The sequence below is a fragment of the Ruegeria aquimaris genome (assembly GCF_025751555.1).
Classification (GTDB): Bacteria; Pseudomonadota; Alphaproteobacteria; order Rhodobacterales; family Rhodobacteraceae; genus Ruegeria_B; species Ruegeria_B aquimaris.
The window spans coordinates 100,786-125,615 of sequence record NZ_JAOWLB010000010.1; the positions used below are offsets into that span (position 1 = coordinate 100,786).

The 24,830-nt window shown below is 63.5% G+C and carries 19 protein-coding genes; 7 read left to right on the top strand and 12 right to left on the bottom strand.

Features of this window, described 5'->3' with window-relative positions; all coding sequences use genetic code 11:
* Position 1: 1 nt before the first annotated feature.
* Positions 2–1,663 (bottom strand): protein translocase subunit SecD, encoded by a 1,662-nt coding sequence (secD, locus tag OE747_RS14610; RefSeq protein ID WP_263829308.1) that lies wholly within the window; start codon positions 1,661–1,663, stop codon positions 2–4.
* 33 nt (positions 1,664–1,696) lie between these two features.
* Positions 1,697–1,981, bottom strand: a complete 285-nt coding sequence (gene yajC, locus OE747_RS14615; RefSeq protein WP_263829309.1) for a preprotein translocase subunit YajC — start codon at positions 1,979–1,981, stop codon at positions 1,697–1,699.
* Between the two features lie 177 nt (positions 1,982–2,158).
* On the opposite strand from yajC, the gene OE747_RS14620 reads away from it, so the two are divergent.
* The 3 genes from OE747_RS14620 to serS all read left to right on the top strand — a co-directional run bounded on the left by OE747_RS14620 (position 2,159) and on the right by serS (position 5,790).
* Entirely contained in the window at positions 2,159–3,793 is a 1,635-nt protein-coding gene (locus OE747_RS14620) for a mechanosensitive ion channel family protein (protein ID WP_263829310.1), read from the top strand.
* A gap of 162 nt (positions 3,794–3,955) precedes the next feature.
* Entirely contained in the window at positions 3,956–4,372 is a 417-nt protein-coding gene (locus OE747_RS14625) for an SET domain-containing protein (RefSeq protein WP_263829311.1), read from the top strand.
* 125 nt (positions 4,373–4,497) lie between these two features.
* Positions 4,498–5,790: a serine--tRNA ligase gene (gene serS, locus OE747_RS14630; RefSeq protein WP_263829312.1), complete on the top strand. Its 1,293-nt coding sequence runs from the start codon at positions 4,498–4,500 to the stop codon at positions 5,788–5,790.
* Positions 5,791–5,826: 36 nt separating this feature from the next.
* Here serS and OE747_RS14635 read toward each other — a convergent pair whose 3' ends face one another.
* The 5 genes from OE747_RS14635 to OE747_RS14655 all read right to left on the bottom strand — a co-directional run bounded on the left by OE747_RS14635 (position 5,827) and on the right by OE747_RS14655 (position 11,186).
* Positions 5,827–6,381: a helix-hairpin-helix domain-containing protein gene (locus tag OE747_RS14635; protein WP_263829313.1), complete on the bottom strand. Its 555-nt coding sequence runs from the start codon at positions 6,379–6,381 to the stop codon at positions 5,827–5,829.
* 84 nt (positions 6,382–6,465) lie between these two features.
* Positions 6,466–7,452, bottom strand: coding sequence for a fatty acid desaturase (locus OE747_RS14640; protein WP_263829314.1), 987 nt, complete (start codon positions 7,450–7,452; stop codon positions 6,466–6,468).
* Positions 7,453–7,622: 170 nt separating this feature from the next.
* A complete protein-coding gene (der, locus tag OE747_RS14645) occupies positions 7,623–9,092 on the bottom strand; it encodes a ribosome biogenesis GTPase Der (protein WP_263829315.1) in 1,470 nt (489 codons plus the stop codon).
* Between the two features lie 49 nt (positions 9,093–9,141).
* Positions 9,142–10,458, bottom strand: coding sequence for a PQQ-like beta-propeller repeat protein (locus tag OE747_RS14650; protein ID WP_263829316.1), 1,317 nt, complete (start codon positions 10,456–10,458; stop codon positions 9,142–9,144).
* Between the two features lie 62 nt (positions 10,459–10,520).
* Positions 10,521–11,186 carry a hypothetical protein gene (locus tag OE747_RS14655; RefSeq protein WP_263829317.1) on the bottom strand — a complete coding sequence of 222 codons (666 nt, stop codon included), beginning with the start codon at positions 11,184–11,186 and terminating at the stop codon, positions 10,521–10,523.
* Between the two features lie 250 nt (positions 11,187–11,436).
* Between OE747_RS14655 and OE747_RS14660 the strand changes: the two genes are divergently transcribed.
* From OE747_RS14660 to OE747_RS14670, 3 genes are all read left to right on the top strand, one after another.
* A complete protein-coding gene (locus OE747_RS14660; RefSeq protein ID WP_263829318.1) occupies positions 11,437–12,666 on the top strand; it encodes an efflux RND transporter periplasmic adaptor subunit in 1,230 nt (409 codons plus the stop codon).
* Positions 12,663–16,460, top strand: a complete 3,798-nt coding sequence (locus tag OE747_RS14665; protein WP_263829319.1) for an efflux RND transporter permease subunit — start codon at positions 12,663–12,665, stop codon at positions 16,458–16,460. The genes OE747_RS14660 and OE747_RS14665 overlap by 4 nt, the downstream gene beginning before the upstream one ends.
* A 217-nt stretch (positions 16,461–16,677) precedes the next feature.
* Entirely contained in the window at positions 16,678–16,920 is a 243-nt protein-coding gene (locus tag OE747_RS14670) for a VPEID-CTERM sorting domain-containing protein (protein ID WP_263829320.1), read from the top strand.
* 9 nt (positions 16,921–16,929) lie between these two features.
* Here OE747_RS14670 and xrtE read toward each other — a convergent pair whose 3' ends face one another.
* The 3 genes from xrtE to OE747_RS14685 all read right to left on the bottom strand — a co-directional run bounded on the left by xrtE (position 16,930) and on the right by OE747_RS14685 (position 22,270).
* On the bottom strand, positions 16,930–18,513 hold the full coding sequence (gene xrtE, locus OE747_RS14675; protein ID WP_450103998.1) for an exosortase E/protease, VPEID-CTERM system: 1,584 nt from the start codon (positions 18,511–18,513) through the stop codon (positions 16,930–16,932).
* Between the two features lie 109 nt (positions 18,514–18,622).
* Positions 18,623–20,449, bottom strand: coding sequence for an ABCB family ABC transporter ATP-binding protein/permease (locus tag OE747_RS14680; RefSeq protein WP_263829322.1), 1,827 nt, complete (start codon positions 20,447–20,449; stop codon positions 18,623–18,625).
* Between the two features lie 60 nt (positions 20,450–20,509).
* The gene (locus OE747_RS14685; protein ID WP_263829323.1) at positions 20,510–22,270 is read right to left on the bottom strand and encodes a LysM peptidoglycan-binding domain-containing protein; all 1,761 of its coding nucleotides are present in this window, start codon (positions 22,268–22,270) and stop codon (positions 20,510–20,512) included.
* A gap of 135 nt (positions 22,271–22,405) precedes the next feature.
* Here OE747_RS14685 and OE747_RS14690 point away from each other — a divergent pair, with 135 nt between their 5' ends.
* Entirely contained in the window at positions 22,406–22,957 is a 552-nt protein-coding gene (locus OE747_RS14690; RefSeq protein WP_263829324.1) for an LOG family protein, read from the top strand.
* On the opposite strand, the gene rarD is transcribed toward OE747_RS14690, so the two are convergent.
* Positions 22,894–23,814 (bottom strand): EamA family transporter RarD, encoded by a 921-nt coding sequence (gene rarD, locus OE747_RS14695; protein WP_263829325.1) that lies wholly within the window; start codon positions 23,812–23,814, stop codon positions 22,894–22,896. The two genes, OE747_RS14690 and rarD, sit on opposite strands and share 64 nt — an antisense overlap.
* Before the next feature lie 72 nt (positions 23,815–23,886).
* Positions 23,887–24,654: an enoyl-CoA hydratase-related protein gene (locus tag OE747_RS14700; protein ID WP_263829326.1), complete on the bottom strand. Its 768-nt coding sequence runs from the start codon at positions 24,652–24,654 to the stop codon at positions 23,887–23,889.
* Positions 24,655–24,830: the final 176 nt, after the last annotated feature.

Here is a 24,830-nt window from a genome sequence, read left to right on the forward strand (position 1 = left end):
GTCAGACCTCGATCGTCTTGGGACGGCGGCGTTCGAACCACATCACCACCAGCAGGCGGGTGACGAAGATCGCGGTGAAGACCGAGGTCAGGATCCCCAGACCAAGGGTAATGGCAAAGCCGCGCACCGGACCCGAGCCCATGGCAAACAGGATCACGGCGGTCATGAACGTGGTGATATTGGCGTCCAGAATGGCGCTCAGCGCCTTTTCATAGCCCAGCTCAATGGCCCGCGCAGGCCCCTTGGCGGTTTTCAGCTCTTCGCGGATCCGCTCAAAGATCAGAACGTTGGCATCGACCGCCATACCGACGGTCAGAACGATACCGGCGATCCCGGGCAGCGTCAGTGTCCCGCCAATCAGGCTGAGCAGGCCAAAAAGCAGCCCGACGTTTATCATCAGCGCGATATTGGCAAAGATACCGAAAAGACCATAGCTGGCCCACATAAAGCCCAGCACCGCGACAAAGGCGACAACGGTCGCGACCTTGCCTGCGTCGATACTGTCCTGACCCAGTTCTGGCCCGATTGTACGCTCTTCAAGGAAATCGAGACCCGCCGGCAGAGCGCCCGCGCGCAACAGAACGGCAAGATTGGTGCTTTCCTCAACGGTGAAATTGCCGGTGATGATACCCGAACCGCCGGGGATGTGAGACTGGATGACTGGGGCGCTGATCACTTCGTTGTCCAGCACGATGGCAAAGGGCGCGCCGATATTGTCGCGGGTATAATCACCGAACTTGCGGGCACCCGAGGTGTTGAAGCGGAAGTTCACCGCGGGCCGCCCGTTCTGATCAAAGGCGGGCTGCGCATCCACCAATTCTTCTCCGGTGACAACCGGGGCCGCCTCCACGGTGTAATAGACCCCTTGCTGGTCGAGGGCCGGTATCACCTTCTGCCCGATCTCGGCGCGCGCCTCGGCGTCGGTGCCGCGCGAAACGACCGGGTTGAAGGTCAACTGCGCCGTGGTGCCGATGATGGCCTTCAACTCGCTGGCGCTGCCGATTCCCGGCACCTGGATCAGGATCCGGTCCGCCCCCTGGCGCTGGATGGTCGGTTCGCGCGTCCCCACCTCGTCGATACGGCGGCGCACGATTTCCAGAGCTTGCCGGACCGTACGGTCGTCGGTGGCCAGTTTCTCGGCCTCGCTCAGGGTCACGACGATCTCGTCGCCGGCACCGCGCACCTCGATATCGTTCGAGCCGGCCCCGGTCAGCGTCTGGATCGGGCGACCCAGACCGCGCACGACCTCCAATGCCCGGGTCATGCCTTCGGGTTTGCTGATCTTGATCCGAATCTCGTCGCTTGGGGACGGCTGCTTGCGGATCGTGCCGACCGTGTCCCGCTCGCCCCGCAGCGCGTTGCGGATTTCGGGCCACATGGCCTCCATGCGGGCCTCGTAGACATCGCCGACCCGCACCTCGGCCAGCAGATGGGCGCCGCCACGCAGATCCAGACCCAGATTGACCAGCGAAGACGGCATCCAGGACGGCCATTGCCCTGCCGTCTGCGTCAGTTCAGCGGTTGCCCCCTGAACCTCCATCGCGGCGCGGGCGTCATTGCTTTGTTCGACACGGGTGTAAAACGCGTTGGGCAGGGCCAGCAGCAGACCGGCCGCACAGACCAGAATGATCAGCACCCGCTTCCAGGTATCAATTTGCAGCATAAGCCTGCCTTTTCAGGAGGTTGTGGCGAGTTCTCACTTCGCCGGTTCGGTCTTGCTCAGGACCTGGGCGATGGTCGCCTTGATGACACGCACTTTCACGCCTTCGGCGATCTCGACTTCAAGCTCGCCATCATCCTTGACCTTGACAACCTTGCCAACCAGACCGCCCTGGGTGATCACCTGGTCGCCGCGACGCAGCGCAGCCACCATCGCCTGATGTTCCTTGACCTTCTTTTGCTGCGGACGGATCAGCAGGAAATACATGATCGCAAAGATCAGGATAAGCGGGAGAAACTGGGCGATTGCGCCACCTTCCATGGGAGAATCCTTTGTGCTGGCTGGCGGGAGAGCCCCGCAGATTTCGCCGGGAACCTATGCGCAGAACCGTTCCTTTGCAAGTCGAGCACAAAAGCAGGTTTCTTTGCGCATTTTCCCTTCTGGTCAGGTTTCAATCCGCAGGTATAGTCGGTTCGACAGCTGAGGGGAAATCCAGCCATGATCCGCCTGTTGGTGATAGCGGTACTTGTTGTTCAGACACTCTGTGTATCGGTGGCATCGGCACAGGACACATCGGCCTCGGCGCCAATGTCGTCGGGTGTGTTTCAGGCCCCTGTCATCCTGGACGGGTCCGAGCTTTTCCTTTTGCGCGGCGTCAGCGGCATGCCCGCCGAACGGCGCGCGCTGGAGGTACATGAACGGCTTGTTCAGGTTGCCACGGCCTCCAACAGCAATACCGTCAATATCCAGAAACGAGAAGAACGCTTTGGTTTCGTCATCTTGGCGGATGGCGTTGAAATCCTGACGGTCACACAAGCCGACGCCGCTCTGGAAAGGATCGATCTGGCGTTGCTGGCCGACGTGCATGCCAAGGTCATTAAAGAGGCGATCTTGTCCTACAGATCGGAACGATCCGACAAGGCCCGGATCGAGGGCGCGATCTATGCCATGGGGTGGACATTGGCCTTTGCGCTCTTCACCTTCCTTGGCTTCCTTCTTCGCAGGTTCCTCAACACCCGGATTACAAGACTGGTCCACAGAAACCTGGCCGAGGTTGAGTCCGCCACCCGGGCCCATGTTCGCGCCGATGCCATCGCCGCGCTGATCCGGTTCGGGATCAACTTCGTCCTGTTGTCGATCTTCTTCCTGGGCGTCTACTACTACCTGTCGTTCATTCTGCTGGCCTTTGCCGAGACGCGTTACGTGGCTCAGCTTCTGCTGACCTATGTCACCCGGCCGGTTCTTAACATCGTCCTTGGCTTCATCAACTACCTTCCCAATCTCGTCACGCTGCTGATCATCGCGGCTGTCACGCAATACATCATCCGTGGCCTGCGGATTTTCTTCGAGGCGGTCGAGGCCGGCAGTTTCGAAATCGGCAACTTCGAACGGCATTGGGTCATTCCCACTTTCAACATCGTCCGAGCCATTCTGATCCTGATCGCTCTGGTGTTTGCCTTTCCCTATATCCCCGGATCGGAGTCGGCCGCCTTTCAGGGGCTGACCATCCTTGTCGGGGCGATGCTGTCGCTCGGCTCGAACTCGGTCATGAACAATCTGATTTCGGGACTCTTCGTGATTTATCGCCGGTCCACGTCGATCGGAGACCGCATCAAGATCGGCGAGCATCTGGGTGATGTGGTCGAAATCAAGATGATGGAAACCCATCTACGCTCGATCAAGAACGAGTTGATCTCGATCCCGAACGCACAGCTGCTGAATTCCGAAGTCGTCAACTATTCCAAACATGCCGACGCCAACGGCCTTCTGGTCCACACGACAGTCGGTATTGGCTACGAGGAACCCACCGAAAAGGTCGAGGCCATGCTGATCGAGGCGGCAAGACGTACCAATGGCCTCAAGAACCGTCCTGCCCCCTTCGTGCTCTGGGCGGCGCTGGCGGACTATGCCGTCAATTATCAGATCAACGCCTACACGACCCAAGGTGCGATCATTCCTCGGATCAAATCCGACCTGCACCGCAACATACTCGATGTGTTCACCGAGAACGGCGTCCAGATCATGACCCCGTCCTATGTCGCCGACCCGGTCGACGCCAAGGTCGCGACCGCGCGCTGGGATGGCAAGCTGGCGCATCAGAATACCGGCGAATCGGGACAATCCAAAGCCTAGCGGGCTGTTGTAGGCTGTTTCGGGAATGTCTGGTGATTTCCGTTGCTTTGCAGCGCGAATCAGTGCCTTGATTTGCTGGCGCGAACCGCTGTGCGCAACGAAATTACTTTGGTGTTCCAGACCGGGAAGCGGCCCGGCCAATCTGCTAGAAGGAACAGGCGCATGATGATGGTGCGCTGCTATCTCGCCCCCTCCGAAATCGAAGGGCTGGGCGTATTTTGCCATGACGACATCCAACGCGGCGACAAGGTCTGGCGGCACGACAGGATGCTCGATATCACATTCCCGGAAGCCAAGATCGACAATGTAGAACCGCATGTCCGCGAGTTTCTGGAGCGCTACAGCTATCCCGACATCCACCGCCCGGGTTACCGGATGCTCGAAGGCGACGAAGGCCGCTTCATGAATCACTCGATGTATCCCAACCTGGACTATTCGGACGGGATCTGGGGGATCGCGTTGGCGGATATTCCGGCCGGAACCGAATTGACCCGCGATTATGCGGATTTCATGACCGGAGAGATCCGCATGTATCCGCCGCGCCACAGGCTGGTGCCACCGCAGGTGATGCTGAACTGAGACCGGGCGGGGCTGCGACTGGCCCGCAGCCCCACCACCCGAGCTTGGGTTCCAAGGGCGCTACACCCCGTTCCATATTTGGTGCATAACGCCGTGCAGTGATTCACCTTTCGAGGACCAGACCCATGCACGACATCCGCGCCATTCGCGAGAATCCCACAGCCTTTGACGCCGCCCTGGCGCGCCGCGGGGATGCGCCGGTGTCGTCGCAAATCCTCGCCCTGGACGAAGAGCGCCGCGCCCGTATTCTGGCGGCCGAAACCGCGCAGGCCGAACAGAACAAGGCGTCCAAGGAAGTGGGCGCCGCCAAGGCCCGGGGCGACGAGGCCGAATTCGAACGCTTGCGCGCCGTGGTGACCGAGAAAAAGGCCGAAATCGCCCAGATGCAGGCCGAGGCAAAAGACCTCGACACCCAATTGGCCGATGTGCTGTCGCGCATCGCCAACTTGCCCGCCGACGACGTGCCCGATGGCGCCGACGAGACCGACAATGTCGAGATCAACCGCTGGGGCATCCCGCGCAGCTTTGCCTTTGCGCCAAAGGAGCATTTCGACATTCCCGCCGTCCAGAACGGGATGGATTTCGAAACCGCCGCCAAACTGTCGGGCGCCCGGTTCGTTCTGCTCTCGGGCGGTGTCGCGCGCATCCACCGCGCACTGGCGCAGTTCATGCTCGACACCCACACCGGAGAGAACGGGCTGACCGAGGTCAACGGCCCCGTTCTGGTGCTGTCCGAAATGATGCAGGGCACCGGCCAGTTGCCGAAATTCGGCGAAGACAGCTATCAGACCCGCGAGGGCTGGTGGCTGATCCCCACCTCCGAGGTTTCGCTGACCAACATCGTGAACGGCAACACGATCGAGGAAAGCTATCTGCCGCGCCGCTACACCTCGCATTCGCTGTGCTTCCGGTCCGAGGCCGGTTCGGCAGGCCGCGACACCCGCGGCATGCTGCGCCAGCACCAATTCGAAAAGGTCGAGATGGTTTCGGTCACCCATCCCGACAACTCGGATGAGGAACAGAAACGCATGCTGCGCTGCGCCGAAGGGATCCTGGAAAAGCTGGGCATCCCCTATCGCACTGTGGTGCTCTGCACCGGCGACATGGGGTTCGGCGCCCGCCGGACCTATGACATCGAAGCCTGGCTGCCCGGTCAGAACACCTATCGCGAGATCAGTTCCGTTTCGACCTGTGGCGATTTTCAGGCCCGCCGCATGAACGCCCGGTTCAAACCCGCCGATGGCGGCAAGCCGCAATTCGTGCACACGCTGAACGGCTCGGGCCTGGCGGTGGGGCGTTGCCTGATCGCGGTGCTGGAGAACGGCCAGAACGAAGACGGCACCGTCACCCTGCCCGAGGCGCTGTCACCCTACCTGGGTGGAAAGCTGACCCTGACGCGCGACGGCATCCTGGTCTGACCTCCACCGCAAGATGGACCTGGAAAGGCGAAGAAGCTACTTCTTCGCCTTCTTCTTGTCCTTCTTCTTTTTCTTCTTGTCGGACTTCTTCTTGTCGGACTTCTTTTTGACCTTTTCCTTGGCCTTCTTGATCTTTTCTTCGAAGTCCTTCTTCTTTTGCTTGGCCTTGGCTTCCTTGGCGGCGGCCTTGGCCTTTTTCTTGTCCTTGACCTCGTCTTCGGCCATTTCCGCCACTGCCGCAGCATCCGCTTGCGCGATCTCCGCCTCGCTGCGCACGGCTACCGCCCGTTGAACCGGCACGACAGGCGCGCTGCGCGGCGTCTTGCCCCGCGCCAAACGCCCAGGCCGCGCAACCGGGTTCCGCCGTTGCGAGGGGGTTCTTGCCGCAGTGGCCTTACCCGTCGTCGAACTGCCGACCAGCGCTTGAGCAGCGGACAGGATCGCGGCACCCCGTGCCGCTCCAATTCCCGGTATCGCACATAACTGCTCCAGGCTGGCTTTCGCGACGGCTTCAGCACTCTTGAACCCGGCCTCTGTCAACAACTTGCCCAAAGCTGGGCCAACGCCTTCAATCTCGTTTACCGATTTCATCTCAGCTCTCGTCCTGTCCACTATCTTCCGGAAACTGTTCGATTTGTGTTTTGCAAATCCGCCCCAAACGCGGCTTCGCCCGTTTTACCCGGCGACCCGGGCCTTGGCCACAGGGCGCCCCGGCGGGAACGGCACCAGCCGCCGTGTGTCCTCGTCCCACAACTTCAGGTTCAACGCCGCGACCGCTTCCCCGAACTTGATCCGGCGCGGCGCATATTCGGGCGGCAACCCGTAATGGCACGCACGCAACCGGTAAGACGGGATGCGCGCATTGAAATGGTGAATGTCATGCAGGGTGATGCAGGCCACGGCATTGTCGAACCACCATCCGAAATCCAGTGCCGACGACCCCTGCAACGCCGCAAGCTGCGGATCGAGATCAGGGCGGCGATCCCAGTATGTGTCCTCGAAATTGTGCTGGAGATAGACAAGAAACACCCCCAGCATCCCGCCCAGGAACGAGAAGATCAGCCAGACCAGCACCCCCGTCGTTCCCGCCATCCACCACAGCAAGCCCAGGAAAACCGCGATAGCGCCATTATGCGCAACCACCCCAAGGGCACCGAAGCGGGTCGCGTTCTTGGGCCATCTGTAGCGGATAAAGTACGTAAACGCCGCGCCCAGCGGGATCAGGATGAACGGGTTGCGATACAGCCGATAGATCAGGCGGGTCTTCCAGTCGGCGGCCTGCCATTCCCGCAGGGTCATGGTATGGATCTCGCCGGTCTCCCGATGCTCCAGATTGCCCACACCCGCGTGATGCAGGTTGTGGTTCTGTTTCATCACCTCGAAGGGCGCGAACGTGAACGGTGACAGGACATGACCGGCAATCTCGTTCTGCCGCCGTGTCTCGAACAGCGAGTGATGCCCGCAATCGTGTTGCAGGACGTAAAGACGCACCGCGGCAAAGGCAAAGACAACCCCGGCGGGAATCATGGCAAACCAGCGGTCCACATGGGTGATCGCCAGATAGAGGGCGGCAAAATACACCGCGAATGTCCCAAAATAGCTCAACCCCGCCAAGCGATTGTCCTGGACGGCGAATTGGCGTGTATAGGCCCTCAGATCCATGATCGTCTGCTCCCCCAGACCTGAACGCTAAACGACTTTCATCACAACTTAATAAAGCTGCACCCGCAAACAAGCCGCCTGCGGATGAATTGCGCCCGATGTGCGAATGCTATCGCGAAGCAAGTGGCGCTGTCACGCCCCTTGCGAAAATATGTAGCAGTTCTTGAGCCTTAAGACCGCGCTTTGAGATGTTTGGTCAAGGCGCCGGCATTCTTTTTGCGCCGCCCCTTATAGGGGTTCTTGTCACCCTGCCCGCGCAGGGTCAGCCGGATTGGCGTGCCGGGCATGTCAAAATCCTGCCTGAGACCGTTGACCAGGTAGCGCGAGTAGCTCTCCGGCATCTTGTCGGGATGGCTGCACATCACCACGAACCCCGGCGGCCGGGTCTTGGCCTGGGTCATGTAGCGCAGCTTGATCCGCTTGCCCTGCGGCGCGGGCGGCGGGTGCTGTTCCAGCATGCCGATCAGCCAGCGGTTCAGGGCGGCGGTGGGCACGCGCCGGTTCCAGACCGCATGTGCCCGAAGGATGGCATCGTGCAACCGGTCCAGCCCCCGGCCCGTCTTGGCCGATACCGTGACCAGCGGCGCACCACGCAATTGCGGCAAGAGGCGCTCAAAGCTTTCCTTCAGTTCCCGCAGCTTGTCCTGCTTGTTTTCCTCGACATCCCATTTGTTGACCGCGATCACCACGGCCCGGCCTTCGCGTTCGGCCAGATCAGCGATGCGCAGATCCTGCTGTTCGAACGGGATGGCCGCGTCGAGCAGGACCACCACGACCTCGGCGAACTTGACCGCGCGCAAACCGTCGCTGACCGAGAGCTTCTCCAGCTTTTCCTGCACCTTGGCCTTCTTGCGCATGCCGGCGGTGTCAAAGATCCGCATCGGCGTGCCGTCCCAGTCGATTTGCAGGGAAATGGCATCGCGGGTGATCCCGGCCTCGGGACCGGTCAACAGCCGTTCCTCGCCGAGGATCTTGTTGATCAAGGTCGACTTGCCCGCGTTGGGGCGCCCCACCACCGCAACCTGCAAGGGCTTTTCGGCAGTGATCGCGGGCGGTTCATCGGCGCGCCCTTCGGTGTCCTCCTCGTCATCCTCGGAAATGTCGACATCGGTTTCAGGCGCCACATCCTCGGCCGCCTCTTCCATCGCGTCGGCAAGCGGCATCAGCCGGGTGTAAAGGTCGTTCATCCCCTCGCCATGCTCGGCCGACAGGCGGATCGGCTCGCCCAGCCCCAGCCCATAGGCCTCCAGCACACCGGCATCGGCGGCAGCGCCCTCGGCCTTGTTGGCGGCCAGGATCACATGGGCCGAGCGACGGCGCAGGATATCGGCGAATATCTCGTCATTGGGGGTGACACCGGCGCGCGCGTCGATCAGGAACAGGCAGATATCGGCCATGTCGACCGCACGTTCGGTCAGCCGCCGCATCCGGCCGGGCAAACTGTCGTCGGTGGCGTTCTCCAACCCCGCCGTATCGATCACCGTAAAGCGCAGATCGCCCAGCCGCGCCTGACCTTCGCGCAGGTCGCGGGTCACGCCCGGCTGGTCGTCGACCAGCGCCAGCCGTTTGCCGACCAGACGGTTGAACAGGGTGGATTTGCCCACATTGGGCCGCCCCACGATGGCGAGGGTCAGAGACATGGCACTCTACTTTTCTAGACTCAGACGCGCCCTATAGCGCGTCCGCGCGTCAACGGAAAGCGTGCAGTTGGCCCTTGGCCCCAACAACATAGAGCGTGCTGCCCGCCACGACCGGCCCGGTGGTGGCCCCGCCGGGGACCTCGATGCGCTGCAACAGCGCCCCGTCCTCGGGGTTGTAGAGACGCAGGAAACCATCGTTCGAGGCGACAATGACCCGGCCACCGGCCAGCACCGGCCCGTAATGCGCATAACTCGCCCCACGCTTCTTGGGCTTGTCCTTGACAAAGCCCGGCAGGTCCTGCGCCCAGATCACGCTGCCATCGGTCGCATTCATGCGAATGATCTGGTTGCGGTCGCTGACCAGGAAGATGCTGTCGCCCGCAGGCCAGACCGGCCCCAGCGCGCCCTCTGACGCGGTCCACAGGCGTTCGCCGTTATCGACACGGAAAGCCACGGTGCGGCCCGAGTGGTTGCCCGCGTAGAGCGTGCTGCCCGAGATCACCGGGCTGCCGGTCACATCGCCGATGCGCGACGCCGCGCGGCCCTTGCGCTCGCCGGTGACCGAGGCGCCCCAGCGCCGGACGCCGCCCTTGCGGAACGCGCCAACCAGATCACCGGAGCCAAAGGCAAAGATAGCCAGATCGCTGCTCAGCGCCGGAGCGGGCGCCCCCAACACGTTTCCGACACTCGGCGTCGCCTGAATCTGCCAGGCGATCCGGCCATCCTTGGTATTGACGGCCCAGGCGGTATCGTCGCCTGCCACCAGATAGATGAGACCGTCCCGGATGGTGGGCGAGCCCGAGCCGGTGGCGTTCAGTTTCTGCCGCCAGCGCACCGTTCCCGTCTTGGCGTCCAGCGCCGTCAGGTTGCCATAGCCCGAGGACACGTAGAGCACCCCGTCGGCATAGCCCATGCCACCGCCCGTGGCCTGACCCTCGGCCTCGCCCGGCAGGATCAGGTCGCTCTGCCAGACCAGACCGCCGCCCGGTGTCACCGCCGACACCCGCTCGGCACTGTCCAGGGTATAGACCAGCCCGCCCGCAACCACCGGATCGGCGGTGATGCGCTGCCGCTTGCTGTCACCGGACCCGATCGGCACCGACCAGACCAATTGCGGGGACGACCGCAAGGCGGGATGCGCCGTGCGGAACGCAGGTGTTCCGAAACTCTGTGTCCATTCGGCGTTGGATTGCTGCGCGGCCAGCTTGATCGCGCGCGACTGATTGGCCTGTTCCGCCTCCGCCGCCGGGCGGATGTCTTCACGAACGCCGGGCAGGATCACCTCTGGCTCCTCACAGCCCGCAAGCAGCAGGAATGCACCACCCATCAGGGCCGCCCCGATCCGGGAGAATGAGCTGGTCACCATGGTCGAACTCGCCTGTCTATCGTTTTTGTTCCGCACCTTCGCCGCCATCCGCATGCCTGGTATCAGCCCTGCTGCGCCAGCGGTGCGGGATCGGCCCCCAGCGCCACCATCAACTGAGTTGCGCGCTGTTGCAAGTCTGAGCTGACTTCGGCGTCTTCCCGGATCGCCCGCAAACGCGTCAGGGCCGCGTCCACGTTCCCTTCGGAAATGTCGATCAGGGCCAGTTGTTCCGATGCAAGCAGGCGTAGCGGCGCACCGGGCCGGGCCAGCGCCTCGAAGCGTTGGCGCAGATCGGCGGCGGGCAATGTCTCCGCTTGCAGAATCAGCGACTTGAACCCGGCAATCTCGCGATAGATTTCCGGCAGAGCGCCGTCCGTGGCGATGGCCTCCAGCCGCTGCACCGCAGCCGCCTTGTCATTGGCGCTTTCGGCCGCGGCAGTCAGCATGCCAAGCACAGCCGTACCACCCGCGGTATCCGTTTCAATCCCGCTCAGCGCCGCAGCGCGCCCGGCGCCGTCATCCGACGCCAGCGCCGCAATGATGTCATCGCCCAGTTTCTGCGCCTTGGCCGTGGTCTGCGCCTTGGAGTACTCGTTCCAGGCGGCGCCGCCGACGATGGCGACCACCGCCAGCGCTCCGACCCAGCCCCATCGTTTGAGCAGCAGGAACATGCGGTCACGGCGGACCTCTTCGGTGACCTCGTCGATGAAACTGTCGGTGTCGCTCATTCCGGTCCCTGTCTGTCTTTCGGTTCATTGCCCATTGAATACCCGCCCCTCATAGCGCGCCCCTGCGGGCAAGCCAAGACCGTCAACATGCCTGGCGCCTATGCACGTGCGCCGCACCGTTCAAAAAATCGAACTGAACTGATCAGTTCAGTCTGGACATCCGACAGCTCAAACCCCATGTCTCACTCCACAAGTCGGCATGTTCCGTATCAATTTCACGGCATGCGTCGTTATTGAAGAAAGGTGTTCGATGCGTCTGGTCCCCTTCCTCACCGCGATTCTGGTGACCGTAGGATTATACCTGCTCGTCTTCGAACGCGACGAACTGATGGCCTTTGCCAAGGCCGAAACAACGACACCTGCAACAGAAGAGACCACCTCGCCCCCCGCCGGTCAGCCCGCGCCCAACGCGATGCGGGTCGTGGTCCTGCGTTCTGACGCCAGCGAGATCGACAGCGCGGTGGTCCTGCGCGGACAGACCCGCGCCATTCGTCAGGTCGATGTCAGGTCCGAGACCACCTCGACCGTCCTTTCCGAACCCAAGCGCAAGGGGGCATTCGTCACCGCGGGCGATATGCTGTGCGAGCTTGATCCGGGCACCCGGCCTGCCCAACTTGCCGAGGCCAAGGCTCGCAAAGCGCAGGCCGAAAGCTCGATGCCCGAAGCGCAAGCGCGCCTAGAAGAGGCCAAGGCCCGGCTGGAAGAGGCGCTCATCAACAACAATGCCGCACAGAAGTTGGCCGAGACAGGCTATGCCTCCGAAACGCGGCGCATCTCGACCCAGGCCGCCGTCAGTTCCGCCGAAGCCGGAATCAAATCCGCCGAGGCCGGTCTGGAAACCAGCCGCGCCAGTATCGAGGCGGCAACCGCAGCCGTGGCGGCGGCGCAGCGCGAGATCGACCGGCTGACCATCGAGGCCCCGTTCCAGGGCCTGCTGGAAAGCGACACTGCCGAGCTTGGCAGCCTGATGCAGCCGGGTTCGCTCTGCGCGACCATCATCCAGCTCAACCCGATCAAGGTCGTGGGCTATGTCCCCGAAACCGCGGTCAACCGGGTGCAGGTCGGCGCGCTTGCGGGCGCGGAGCTGGCCACCGGGCTCCAGGTGCAAGGCCGTGTCACCTTCCTGAGCCGTTCGGCAGATCCGAACACCCGGACCTTCGAGGTAGAGATCACCGTAGACAATCCCGAACTGCTCATCCGCGACGGCCAGACGGCAACCATCGCGATTTCCTCCGATGGTGCAAAGGCGCATCGCCTGCCGCAATCTGCGCTGACCCTTAACAATGACGGCAAACTGGGCGTCCGCACCGTTGGGCCCGGCAATGTCGTCGCGTTTGTCCCTGTTGAAGTTGTGCGCGATACACCCTTGGGGGTCTGGCTTACCGGCCTGCCGGAAACCGCGGATGTGATCGTCGTGGGTCAGGACTTTGTGATCGAAGGCGTGACCGTGGAACCGACCTGGCGGGAGGCGTCCGAATGATCGGCATCGTCGACTGGGCCGCGTCCCGGGCGCGTATGGTCCTTGCCTTCATTGCAATCTCGATCCTGATTGGCGGTTTTGCCTATGTGAACCTGCCGAAAGAGGGGGAACCGGATATCGAGATTCCGGCGCTCTTCGTCTCGGTCCAGTTCCCGGGCATTTCGGCGGAAGACAGCGAAAGCCTGTTGGTCAAGCCGATGGAAACCGAGTTGGCCGATCTGGACGGGCTCAAGAAGATGTCGTCCACCGCCGCCGAGAACTATGCAGGCGTTGCGCTCGAATTCGAGTTCGGCTGGGACAAGTCCGCCATCACCGCCGATGTCCGCGACGCGATGAATACCGCCCAGGCATCGTTCCCGACCGGGGCCGAACAATACACCCTGACCGAGATCAATTTCTCCGAATTCCCAATCGTCATTGTGAACCTTACTGGCGCGGTCCCGGAACGCACCATGGCGCGCATCGCCAAGGATCTTCAGGACGAGTTGGAAGCACTCGACGCGGTGCTCGAAGCGGGCATCGCCGGCAATCGCGACGAAATGCTCGAGGTCATCATCGACCCGCTGCGGCTCGAAGCCTACAACGTCACGGCGCTGGAACTGATCAATGTGGTCCAGAACAACAACCAGTTGATCGCGGCGGGCGAGGTCGAGTCGGAACAGGGCGCTTTCTCGGTCAAGATCCCCTCCTCCTTCAAATCCGCGCGTGACGTCTACGAACTGCCGATCAAGGTCAATGGCGACCGCGTGGTGACGCTGGGTGAGCTGGCGCAGATCAACTACACGTTCGAAGACCGCGAAGGCACCGCCCGGTTCGACGGTGAAAACACCGTCGCGCTGCAAGTGGTCAAGCGCAAGGGCTACAACCTGATCGACACCGTGGACATGGTAAAGGCCACGGTAGCCAAGGCAAAAGACGCCTGGCCCGAAGAGATGAAGGCGGCGGTGCAGGTCGGTACCTCCAACGATCAGAGCCGTGTCGTCGGCTCGATGGTCAGCCAGCTCGAAGGCTCGGTGCTGACCGCAATTGCGCTGGTGATGATCGTGGTGCTCGCCAGCCTTGGCAGCCGCGCGGCGCTTCTGGTCGGTTTCGCCATCCCCACATCGTTCCTGCTGTGTTTCGCCCTGTTGGCGGCGATGGGCGTGTCGATCTCGAACATCGTGATGTTCGGCCTGATCCTCGCCGTGGGCATGCTGGTCGATGGCGCCATCGTGGTGGTGGAATATGCCGACAAGCGGATCAAGGACGGCATCGGCCCGATGCATGCCTATGTCGAGGCGGCGCAGCGGATGTTCTGGCCAGTGGTCTCGTCCACCGCGACAACGCTCTGTGCCTTTCTGCCGATGCTGTTCTGGCCCGGCGTGCCGGGCGAGTTCATGGGCATGCTGCCGGTCACCCTGATCTTTGTGCTCTCGGCCTCGCTTGTCGTGGCGCTGATCTATCTGCCGGTCATGGGCGGTGTTTCCGGCCGCATCAGCCGCACCTTTGGCCGCATGTCCGACTGGCTGCGCGCCCGCACCCCCTGGGTGGTCAGGGCGCTGATGGTGCCGCCGGCGCTCTACGGGATGTTCATGGGCGCGATGCAGTTGCTGAACCCCGCCTACCTGTTGCCACCGGGCGTACCGGGCGGAACCCTGATCGGTGCGGTGCTCTTCCTGCTCAGCGCCTTTGCCGCCTCGGTCACTCTCACCGCCGCGCGGATCGAGTTGCCGCAGCGGCGCGTTGCCACGTCCAGCGGGCACACCCCGTTTGGCCATGTGATCAATTTCATCGCAGGCAACCCGATCATGCCGATCGTGTCGATCGTCGTCATCGCCTTCGCGGTCTATCAGATCACCTTCGTGATGTTCCCGCAGCGGTCGCTGGGGGTCGAGTTCTTTGTCGAAAGCGAGCCCGAACAGGCGACAACCTATGTTCGGGCCCGAGGCAACCTATCGCTGGCCGAAAAGGACGAGATGGTCCGCCAGGCCGAAGAGGTCATTCGCGCCCACCCGGCGGTGGTGAACGTGTTTTCCTTTGCCGGCAAAGGCGGGCTGAACCAGAACACCGGCGGCGCCCAGGCGCCTGCCGATACCGTGGGACAGATCCAGTTCGAGATCATCCCCTGGGAAGACCGTCCCACCGAACAGCACCCGCTGACCGGCTGGCTTGGCAGCCGCCTCACCAACTGGCTCGGCTTTCAAGAGGAAGTGGTCGCCGATGAATATGACGGCGATTTTGTGCTGGAACAGCTCAATGCCCAACTTGCGCTTCTGCCTGGCTTCGTGACCGAGATCGAGCCGCTTGGCCGTGGCCCGGCATCCGCCAAGCCGGTGCATCTCCGCCTCAAGGGCGACAATTGGGATGACCTGGTGGCGACCACGGCGCGGGCACGCGAACAATTCGAAGCCACGCCCGGACTGATCAAGATCGAAGACACCCTGCCCCTGCCCGGCATCGACTGGCAGATCGACGTGGATGTGGCCAAGGCGGGCCGCTTCGGTGCCGATGTGGCAACGGTCGGCGCCATGGTACAGCTGGTCACGCGGGGCGTTCTGCTGGGAGAATACCGGCCCGCCGATGCGGATGACGAGATCGAGATCCGCGTGCGCCTTCCCGAAGAGGACCGGGTTCTGTCGACGCTCGACACGCTCAAGGTCCGGACACCCGATGGGCTGGTGCCGCTGTCAAACTTCATCACCCGCAAGCCGGTTGAAAAACTGGCAAAGATCAGCCGCGTCGACCAGCAGCGCTACTTCGACGTCAAGTCGGATGTCGAACCGGGGCTGAGCAAGGTGGTCATGGACGCGCCCGAAGGCGGCGAATCCCGCCTTGCCGTTGTGCGGGCCCTGTCCGACGGCGTGCAGCCGAAAGCTCAGGTTCTGACCCGTCCGGTTGACGGAGCGCGGTTCGAACTTGTGATGCTGACCGGGGCCGACAGCATCGCCGGGATGCAGGAGATGATCGACGCCGGACAAGCCCGCTTTGCCCCGATCAATGCCAATGAACGCATTACCGTGGTGACCGAGTGGCTGGAAACCACCCCCTTCCCCACAGGGATCGACTGGGAATGGACCGGCGATCAGGAAGACCAGTCGGAAAGCCAGGCCTTCCTGTCCAAGGCGTTTCTGGCCGCACTGGGGCTGATGTTCATCATCCTGCTCGCCCAGTTCAACAGTTTCTACAACTCGGTTCTGGTGCTTCTGGCGGTTGTCCTCAGCACCACCGGCGTGCTGATCGGGATGATGGTGATGAACCAGCCCTTCTCGATCATCATGACCGGCACCGGCATCGTGGCGCTGGCGGGCATCGTGGTGAACAACAACATCGTTCTGATCGACACCTATCAGGAGTTCAGCCGCTACATGCCCCGGATCGAAGCCATCGTGCGCACCGCCGAGGCCCGCATCCGCCCGGTGTTGCTGACCACGATCACCACCATGGCGGGCCTGACGCCGATGATGTTCGGGCTCAGCCTCGACTTCATCAATGGCGGTTACTCCATCGATAGCCCCACCGCGCTCTGGTGGAAGCAGCTGGCCACCGCCGTGGTGTTCGGTCTGGGGATCGCGACGGTGCTGACGCTGATTGTCACGCCGTCCCTGCTGGCACTTCGTGTCTGGGCCTCGACCTACGCGGTGATGATCGGGCGTGGCTTAGCGCGCATCACCTCCGGACGCTCCAGCCGCGTCGCCCGCGACATGCGCCTGCGCCGCTCAGCCAAGAAGCTGAAGGCGACCGAGATCATCTGGGATCCGATGCCGGAAGAACCGCCCCAGATCGCACCGGAGCATACACTGAAGGCGGCGGAATAGGAACGGCACGCGACGCTTCGCCAAAAACGTCGCCTGCCTCGCGCGCCCCGCAATACCGATCCGGGGTGGCTTGTGCGACCGGATTGATCACGGATCAGCTGCAATTCGCAAACGGCAACGCCACCGTTTCCACAGATGCGCCGAAACGTGGCAAAAACTTGTAAAAATCAAGGCAGTTCGGCATCCTCGACACCGACATACAAAGGGAATCTGCTCCATGCTCCAAAAAGGCATCGTGACCGCAAGCGCAGCGATTTCGGCGCTGTTCCTGACATCCACATCCGCCGCCGCGCAGTCCTATAGCTGGTGGTCCTGGTGGGGCGGCTGGAGCTATGGCGGCGGGAGCGGCAGCAGCTCGTCGGTACCCGAGATCGACGCATCGACCGGCGCGCTGGCACTGGCTGCCGTGGCGGCCGGGCTGTTGCTGGCGCGCGAGATCCGCCATCGCAAAAGCCGTTGATCCTACCCGTCAGATCAACGACCAGTCCCCGGTGATCAGCGCGGTCAGCGCGATCAAACCGTTGGCCACCGCATGTGCCACAATGGCGTCACCCAGACGCCCCCGGCGCAACGCAACCCAGGCAAAGACGAGACCGGCCAGACCGGCCTCTATCACGCGTCCATGCAACAGCGCAAAGGCAAGGCTGGTAACCGCCACCGCCAGCGCGGTCTGCCACATCGCCCGCCCGCCCAGCAGCTGCAACAGATAGCCCCGAAAAAACCCCTCTTCGATCACCGGCACCAGGAATGTGGTGCCAAGGGTCCGGCACAGGATCCAGCCAGCCAGCGCCGCACCTGTCAATTCTGACTGCCCCTCGGGCGCGGGACCGCCGCGAAAGGACAGGATCCAACCGACCCCGACCACCGCCCCCGCGAGCAGGGCAACCGGATCGAACCGCCAGTCCAGCGCCAGCAACGGCTTGCGAAACAGCCACAGCGCCGCCGCCATCAGCGCCGCCTGAAGCGGATAGCCCAGCGCCGGGGCCTGCCACAGGCTTTGCACCAGCAGGCCGGAGAGCATGAACACGATGAAGGGGGTAATCAGCGCCGCGCTCGGATCCTCGCGAAAGGGAATGACCACCCCGGTCCCGGTCGCCGCCGCCGGAGCCCGGTGCAGCGAAGGGCGCGCCTGTACCACCCAGATCACCCCCAGTGCCAGCACGGTAAAGAACAGCCAGCCCGCGAAGCTGTGAAACCCGTTCACCGCCAGTTCGGGCGAGACTCGCGCCCCGATCGCGATCAGCGCCGCGATACGCAGCACGTTGAACAGCCAGCTGACCAGCAGCGCCAGCGGAAAGACGATCATCCAGAACCGGCCCAGCCGCAGCGTATCGCGCATCAGCACCGAATAGATGGCAAAGAAACCGGTGGTCAGGGCAAAGCCCTCGATCCCGGAACAGGTGCCCGCCATTTCGACAAAGAAACCCTCGGTACCGATGGTGGCGAAATCCGGGTTGAGCACCACGTGAAAGCCCAGCGCCGCCAGGACCACCGCCACCCCATAGAAGGTGGCCAGGATCAGGCCGCGAAACGCCCACCAGAGCGGCGCCAGCGCATCCGCCAGATCGGGGATAAGCGCCGCCACCAGCACCACCAGCGCCAGACCCGCGCCGCCCTCGCGCAGCAAGGCCGAAACGTCGCGGCGCGGCACCAGCAGGAACAGCGCACCAGTTGACGCAAGGACCGCCCCTGCCAGCAGCGTGACCAGATGCGCCTGGAAATCGGCGTTCAGACTGGCCGGATCCGCCCGGAGCCAGGGCACAAAGATCAGGCCCAGGCCGATCAGATGTACCGCCCACCAGCGCCGCGCCTCGCCATCCACGGAGTCGGCGGCGGTTACCAGACGGCGGTGCAGATGCGGGCGGAACCAGATGAACAGACCCAGACCGATTCCGACACAGAGTATGCGGATGGTGGCGCTGCGCAGCGCGCGACAGACGGTTTCGATCCCGGTCAAGCGGCATTCGACCGACGAGAACACCTGAAAGATCAGGACGATGGCCAGCATCTCCAGGGCGAATAGCACTGTCAACTTGTAAAACTGGTGTCGCAACGTCTGATCTATTCCGTAGTCTGCCCACTCTCGAGAACGCGTGTTCCCTATCGCGTAAAATGGGCATGACTATGAAGGATAAATGACCGTCCCATGGTGGGTGGGCTGCTCAGGCCGCCTCGTCCTCGCCTGCCTGCTGGCGCGTCCAAAGCTGGGCATAGCGTCCGCCGCGCGACAGCAGCGCGTCATGGGTGCCCTGTTCGACGATCTCGCCCTTCTCCAGCACCACGATCTTGTCGGCCTCGGCAATGGTGCTGAGACGATGCGCGATTGTGATAACCGTGCGCCCCTCGCCCGCAAGCGCCAGCGCTTCCTTGATCTCCTGCTCGGTCTCGGTGTCCAGCGCGCTGGTCGCCTCGTCCAGCAGCAGGATCGGCGGGTTCTTGAGCAGGGTGCGCGCGATGCCCACCCGCTGTTTCTCTCCCCCCGACAGTTTCAGACCGCGCTCGCCCACCTTGGTGTCATAGCCCTCGGGCAGCGAGGCGATGAAATCGTGGATCTGCGCCGCACGCGCCGCCATCTCGACATCGGCCTGGGTCGCATCTTCGCGCCCGTAGGCGATGTTATAGCGGATGGTATCGTTGAACAGCACCGTGTCCTGCGGCACCACGCCGATAGCGTCATGCAGGCTGGTCTGGGTCACATCCCGGATGTCCTGCCCGTCGATCTTCAGCGCACCGCCGGTCACATCATAGAACCGGAACAACAGCCGCCCGATGGTCGACTTGCCCGAGCCGGTGGCCCCCACGATTGCCACGGTCTGGCCCGCCGGTACGGTCAGCGATACGCCCTTGAGGATCTCGCGTTCCACCTCATAGCCAAAGCGCACATCCTTCAACGTGATCTCACCGCCACTGACCTTGAGCGGCGCGGCGCCTGGCTTGTCGCTCACCTCGGCGGGCTGTTCCAGCAGGTCGAACATCTCGCCCATATCGACCAGCGCTTGGCGGATCTCGCGATAGACGGTGCCCAGGAAATTCAACGGCACGGTGATCTGGATCATATAGGCGTTGACCATGACGAAATCGCCCACGGTCAACTGTCCCGCCTGCACGCCATAAGCCGCCAGAACCATCACCCCGATCAGGCCGCAGGTGATCAGCATCGACTGGCCGAAATTGAGGAAAGCCAGAGAATACGCGGTCTTCAGCGCCGCCTGCGCATAGGCCCGCATCGACTGGTCGTACCGGCGGGCCTCACGCTCCTCGGCGCCAAAATACTTGACCGTCTCGAAATTCAGCAGGCTGTCGATGGCACGCTGGTTGGCCTCGGTGTCCTGGTCGTTCATCTCGCGGCGCAGCTTCACCCGCCACTCGGTCACCGCAAAGGTGAACCAGATATAAAGCGCGATGGTGACAACGACGACCACCAGATACCAGATGTCGAACAGGTACATCAGGATGATCGCGACAAGCACCAGTTCCAGCATCAGCGGCCCGATGGAAAACAGCATGAAGCGCAGGAGGAACTCGACCCCCTTGACCCCGCGCTCGATGATGCGGCTCAACCCGCCGGTCTTGCGGGTGATATGATAGCGCATCGACAGCCGGTGGATATGGCGAAAGGTCTCCAGCGCCAGCGCGCGCAGCGCGCGCTGCCCGACCGGGGCAAAGAGCGCATCGCGCAATTGCTGGAACCCCACTGTCATCATCCGTGCCACGCCATAGGCCACGGTCAACCCGACCGCGCCCAGCGCCAGTGGCGGCACGCCCTCGCCCGCCAGCGCGTCGACCGCGCCCTTGTAGAGGATCGGGGTATAGACCGCGATCAGCTTGGCCAGCACCAGCATCGCCATCGCCAGAACCACCCGGCGTTTGACCCATCCCTCGCCCTCGGGCCAGAGATAAGGCGCGACCCGCCGGATCGTGCGCCAACCGGAACGCCGTTCGGCATCCGCGCTCTGCTCTGCCGGTGCTGTGTGGGCCAGTCGTCTCATTGCGTGCCTATGACTTGGGTACGTAGTTGGAAACCGGCCCCTGGCGGGCCGTCCAGCGGCTTAATCCGGCAGAGTGAATATCTGCCCCGGATAGATCAGGTCAGGGTTCCGGATGCTGCTGCGATTGGCATCGAACACCTTCACATACAGCAAGCCCTCGCCATAGCGCTCCCGCGAAATCGCCCAGAGCGTATCGCCCTTCTGTACGGTGACAGCATGAACCAGTGGCCGCGCCGGAGCTTCGCCGGATTGCGGATCGGCCGGGCGCAATATTTCCGGGGCCTCTCGCTTGAACGGCGTTTCCAACCGGCTGAGAACCGTGCCGCCCTGCCCCAACTCGTCCAGCCGCAGCGTGTAGACGCCCGGTTCGACCCCATCGATCTCGCCACGCCATTTGCCCTTGTCATCCGTCGAGACATCGGAAACCGCGCGGTTGTTGAAATAGACCCGCACCACCGATCCGCCATTGGCCCGTCCGGTCAGGCGCACGCTGCCGGTATCGGAATACCCGATCGTGTCCAGCGCCACACGCACGGGCTCCAGCGGAGATTTCACTTCCGGTGCCTGCACCAGGTCGACACCCGAGGCATCCGACCGCAGAACGGCGACCGGCGCGGTTTGCGCCGCAACCGCTTCTCCTGCCCCGGGCTGCTCCGCTGTCGCGGCGACCGTAGGCGCGGCCTGCTCTTGCGCCGCGGTGGCCGTGTCCGGAGCTTCAGCCTCGACCGGCGCAGGGCTGGTGGGGGCCTGCTCGGTTGCGACCGGCTCGGCTGTCGCCGTCTGTTCGGGCTGCGCGGATGCCGCCGCCGGGGCGTCGGTCGCGGGGGCGGACGCCTCACCACTTGTTGCGACCGGCGCGGGCGCCAGGGCAGCTTCGGCCTGTTGTGTCTGCGGCTCTTCCCTGGCCTCCGTCGCGGTCTCGGACGCAATCGGCGCTGGCGGCTGTGCGACCGCCACCGTTTCAGCCTGCGAAGCCTGCGGCACGGGCTGCGTTTGCTGCGGGGCCTCGGCCACCTTGTTCTGAGCCCCGACGTCGCTTGCCGCGTCGGAAACCTGCGCGGTTGCATCCGCGTTCACCGCCGGTTGTGTCGCTTCGGCAGGTACCGGCGCGGAACCGGTCTGCCCCTCGGCGGTTTCCACAGCGGCAGGCTCGGCACTTTCTTCGGCGGCCTCCGCCGCTTGCACCGGTTCGGGTGCGGGCAATGCCGCAATGATATAGTCGCCCGACATCGCCGACTGGCCATCGCGGGCCGCCCTGAGGGTCAGAACACGGGCCGCCTCGCTGAAGGACAGCGTCAGGAATTCGGCAAACTTGCCGTCGCCCGCCACGTCGAAGCCGTGCATCTCTGCCCCGTCCAGAAGCACCGATATACGGCTCCCGACTTCGGCGCTACCGGACAGCAGCAGGGTGCCGTCCCGCTCGACAAAAATCTGATCCAGCACGGGCACGGCCAGCGCAACGTCTTGCGGCTCAGGTTCGGGGGCGGGTGCGGGCGCGGCGGCCTGCTCGGCCGCGGGCGCGGCTTCCGGTTCGGGCTTGGCCTCGTCCGGTTCCGCGACAGTCTCGGTTGCAGCTTGGGCCTGAGGATCCGCCTTGGGCTCGGGCGTAACCGCCTCGTCGGGCTTGGTCTCTGCCGCCACGGGTTTGTCGGCCTCGGCCTCCTGGGCCGGGGCGGGTACCGCCGTCGCCGTCTCCTCCGCCCCTCGTGGTCCGATCACCCCCAAGGCATAAAGCGCGATCAATCCCGCCGACAGCGCACCGCCCGCGACAACCGCCCAGCCCCCCGTGCTGAGCCCCCCAGTTCCGGCTTCTTTGGCCATCTTCGTCCTTCCCCATACCCAAAGCCCGCTTTGCGGCTGCTCTGGCCATATCCCCATCCATGACGCCGGTTGAGCCCGGCTTTCATTCCCGCTATCAGGATTTCACCCCAATACAGGAAATCCGGAAAGGCCGCCATGACCGTCAAATCCGTTTGTGTCTATTGCGGATCGCGATCCGGAGCAATGCCTGCCTATGCCGCAGCCGCCCGCGACCTTGGACGCCTGCTGGCGGACGCGGGCTGGCGCCTGGTCTATGGCGCGGGCGACGTGGGGCTGATGGGCGAGGTTGCCCGCGCCGCGCAGCAGGCGGGTGGCCAGACCTTTGGCGTGATCCCGGTGCACCTGTTGCGCCGCGAGGTCGGCAAGACCGACCTGAGCACCTTTGTCGTGACCGAGACCATGCATGAACGCAAGAAGGTGATGATCATGAACGCTGACGCCGTCGTGGTCCTTCCCGGCGGCCCCGGATCCCTTGATGAGCTGTTCGAAGCGCTCACCTGGCGGCAACTCGGCCTGCATGACAAACCGATCCTGGTGATGAATGTGGACGGCTACTGGAACCCGCTGCGCAGCCTGATCGAACGCACCGTGGATCAGGGTTTTGCCGATGCCTCGCTGGCGGATTACCTGACCTGGGTCGACACGCCGGTCGCGGCCATGGCCGCCCTGCGCGCCAGCCTGTCCTGACGCAAAAGTGATAGCGAAAACACCGCCACCGCCAGCCAGATGAGGGCAAAGGCCACCCCGTGCCATGGGGTGAAGATCTCGCCGAACACCAGCACCGCGCACAGGAATTGCAGGGTCGGGTTGATGTATTGCAACACGCCCACCGTCGACAGTGGCACCCGCCGCGCGGCATAGCTGAACAGGATCAGAGGAATCGCCGTCAGTGGCCCGGACCCGATCAATAGCAATGATGTGGTCAGATCGGCGCCAAACGCCCCCGCGCCACGCAGATGTGCCCAGGCCAACACCGACAGAAAGATCGGCATCAGGATCACGATTTCGGTCGTCACCGAAATCACCGGCCCCAGGGCCAACCCCTTCTTGACCGCGCCGTAGAGCGCGAAACTGGTCGACAGGATCAGCGCCACCCAGGGCGCGACCCCCAGCCCCCAGGTCAGAACCAGAACCGCCAGCGCCGCCAGACCGATGGCCAGCCACTGCGCCCGCGCCAGCTGTTCGGCAAACATGAACCGCCCCGCCAGCACCGCCATCAGCGGAAAGATGTAGTAACCCAGAGAGGCCTCGGTCACATGACCCGCCTGCACCGAAAAGATGAACACCAGCCAGTTGAGCGAGATCATCAGCGCCGCCAGCAGGATCAGTCCGGTCTGGCGCAGGCCGGAATAGGCGCGCAGCAACTCTCCGAGCCGCCCCTGGAGCGTCAGGTACACCCCGAACAGCAGCACGGACCACAGCGTGCGATGCGACAGCACTTCTGGCGGCGGCACATGCGTCAAAAGCTTGTAATAGAGCGGCGACAGGCCCCAGACCACGCAGGCCCCGATCATCGCCAGAATGCCACGCCCGACCTCGCCCATGCCCTGCCCCGGATGTTGTTCCCCGCCGCTCTTGCCGCGCCCGGGCCGGATTGGCAAGACGGGAACGTCGCGTCAGACCTTCCAGTCCAGATGTCTGCGGCCCGGATCCATGAAGTGATCGACCATCACCGGCGTCGCCAGGGCATAGGCCTCTTCCAGCGACAGCTCGAGATGCCGATAGAGCGTCTGCTTGCCCAATCCCACCGGGCCGGGATTGCGCGCGGCCAGCGTCCGGGCCAGATCGCGCACCATCCCGTGCAGCGCGTCCTGCGGAACAACCCGGTTGATCAACCCGGCGGCCAGCGCCCAATCCGCATCATAGGCCGCACCGGTCAGGGCCATCTCCATCACCGCCTTGCGCCCGATCGCACGCGACACTGCCACGGCAGGCGTTGTGCAAAAACCACCATTCTGAACCCCGGGCAGGCAGAACGTGGCCTCGGGCGTGGCATAGGCCAGATCGCAGGCCGCAACCAGCTGCAACCCGGCGGCGGTGGCAATGCCCTCGACCATCGCAATGGTCGGCTTTACCATCCGGGTAAGGTCCAGCATCATCGCCGAACAGGCCTGGAACAGATCCTCGACATAGGCCCGGCCTTCATCCGCATCCGCGCGATGCCGCGCGATTTCCTTCAGATCGTGACCCGCGCAAAAGATCCGCCCCGGCCCGTGGATCACTACCACCCTGACCGCATCGTCCTGCCCGGCCCGGCCGAGCGCATCATGCAGCGCTCCGATCATCGCCCGTGACAGCGGATGCGCCGGCGCCCGCCCCAGTGTCAGGGTCAGCACGCCGTCGTTCAACGCCTCGCTCACCAGCCCGTGCGACATCTCGTTCATGCCTTGATCCTCCCGGCCGCAGAATGCCGCGCATGGCCCGGCCTGACCAGCCCCTTCATTTCGCCCAAAATACTCCGGGGGAGTCGCGCAAGGCGCGACGGGGGCAGCGCCCCCTCCCGCCCAAAGAAAAACCCGGCCCCCAAACGGGGACCGGGCCCGAAGAAACACGCCTTGCG

Coding starts and splice junctions, on each gene's coding strand:
- OE747_RS14670 (WP_263829320.1), top strand. CDS start 16,678: ATGCTCCAAAAAGGCATCGTGACCGCAAGCGCAGCGATTTCGGCGCTG.
- OE747_RS14620 (WP_263829310.1), top strand. CDS start 2,159: ATGATCCGCCTGTTGGTGATAGCGGTACTTGTTGTTCAGACACTCTGT.
- rarD (WP_263829325.1), bottom strand. CDS start 23,814: ATGGGCGAGGTCGGGCGTGGCATTCTGGCGATGATCGGGGCCTGCGTG.
- OE747_RS14700 (WP_263829326.1), bottom strand. CDS start 24,654: ATGAACGAGATGTCGCACGGGCTGGTGAGCGAGGCGTTGAACGACGGC.
- OE747_RS14665 (WP_263829319.1), top strand. CDS start 12,663: ATGATCGGCATCGTCGACTGGGCCGCGTCCCGGGCGCGTATGGTCCTT.
- yajC (WP_263829309.1), bottom strand. CDS start 1,981: ATGGAAGGTGGCGCAATCGCCCAGTTTCTCCCGCTTATCCTGATCTTT.
- OE747_RS14690 (WP_263829324.1), top strand. CDS start 22,406: ATGACCGTCAAATCCGTTTGTGTCTATTGCGGATCGCGATCCGGAGCA.
- OE747_RS14635 (WP_263829313.1), bottom strand. CDS start 6,381: ATGAAATCGGTAAACGAGATTGAAGGCGTTGGCCCAGCTTTGGGCAAG.
- OE747_RS14650 (WP_263829316.1), bottom strand. CDS start 10,458: ATGGTGACCAGCTCATTCTCCCGGATCGGGGCGGCCCTGATGGGTGGT.
- OE747_RS14625 (WP_263829311.1), top strand. CDS start 3,956: ATGATGATGGTGCGCTGCTATCTCGCCCCCTCCGAAATCGAAGGGCTG.
- OE747_RS14655 (WP_263829317.1), bottom strand. CDS start 11,186: ATGAGCGACACCGACAGTTTCATCGACGAGGTCACCGAAGAGGTCCGC.
- serS (WP_263829312.1), top strand. CDS start 4,498: ATGCACGACATCCGCGCCATTCGCGAGAATCCCACAGCCTTTGACGCC.
- OE747_RS14680 (WP_263829322.1), bottom strand. CDS start 20,449: ATGAGACGACTGGCCCACACAGCACCGGCAGAGCAGAGCGCGGATGCC.
- secD (WP_263829308.1), bottom strand. CDS start 1,663: ATGCTGCAAATTGATACCTGGAAGCGGGTGCTGATCATTCTGGTCTGT.
- OE747_RS14660 (WP_263829318.1), top strand. CDS start 11,437: ATGCGTCTGGTCCCCTTCCTCACCGCGATTCTGGTGACCGTAGGATTA.
- OE747_RS14640 (WP_263829314.1), bottom strand. CDS start 7,452: ATGGATCTGAGGGCCTATACACGCCAATTCGCCGTCCAGGACAATCGC.
- der (WP_263829315.1), bottom strand. CDS start 9,092: ATGTCTCTGACCCTCGCCATCGTGGGGCGGCCCAATGTGGGCAAATCC.
- OE747_RS14685 (WP_263829323.1), bottom strand. CDS start 22,270: ATGGCCAAAGAAGCCGGAACTGGGGGGCTCAGCACGGGGGGCTGGGCG.